Raw genomic sequence first — 710 nt, 5'->3', positions numbered from 1 at the left:
CCCCAGTACCAGCAGCGCCCCCAGCAACCCGGCCCCCAACACCAGCAACAGCAACAGCAGGGCCAGCCTCGCCCGGCGGCCATGCCGCCGCCGGGTCAGATGGGGCAGGTCCTCGGCGGCCCGATGGCCTACACGGGCACCGCGGGAACGAGCGACGCCGCGGCGGCCGCCCAAGCCGCGGCCACCGGCACCCTGCTCGCCCAGCCGCTGGCCGTCGGATCGAGTCCGCCGCTGGCCCCGCCCACCCCGCCGACCACCGCTCCGGACAAGGGCGCGGTCAAGGACGAGGAGCCGTGGCAGTCGCGCAAGCACGGGGGCCTCGCCCCGCTGCGCATCGGCCACCACCACGCCACCGACGAGGAACTGGACCTGTTGCAGATCGCCGGGGACTCCTTCGGCCTGCGGCTGGGCAGGGACCAGTCGGGCCAGCCGGTCGCGATCCCCCTGTTCCGACCGGAGCAGACCGAGGCGCTGCTGGTCGGCGGCATGTGGGCGGCGCGGCTGCTCGCCTTCCGCGCGCTGCGCTTCGGCGCCAGGGTCGTGGTGTTCACCCGCCAGGCAGCGGGCTGGCCGGAGCTGGGCAACCTCGCAGTGGGTCGCGCGGACCGGCTGATGGTGCTTCCGCCCGGGTCCCCGAGCGAGCTGAGCGCCTCGGCCGACAAGCCGCTGCTGTGCGTGCACGACGACCAGCCTCCGCCTGCGGAGGACCC

At 75.5% G+C, this 710-nt stretch carries 1 pseudogene; it reads left to right on the top strand.

Annotated elements, in window-relative coordinates:
• Positions 1-81: 81 nt before the first annotated feature.
• Positions 82-710: pseudogene (locus tag CCN37_RS38045) on the top strand (hypothetical protein); the annotation flags it as partial.

It is taken from the genome of Allokutzneria sp. NRRL B-24872 (assembly GCF_002155965.1).
Taxonomy (GTDB): domain Bacteria; phylum Actinomycetota; class Actinomycetes; order Mycobacteriales; family Pseudonocardiaceae; genus Allokutzneria.
The sequence above is the reverse complement of the archived record's forward strand: the minus strand, read 5'-3'. Positions and strand labels throughout refer to the sequence as shown.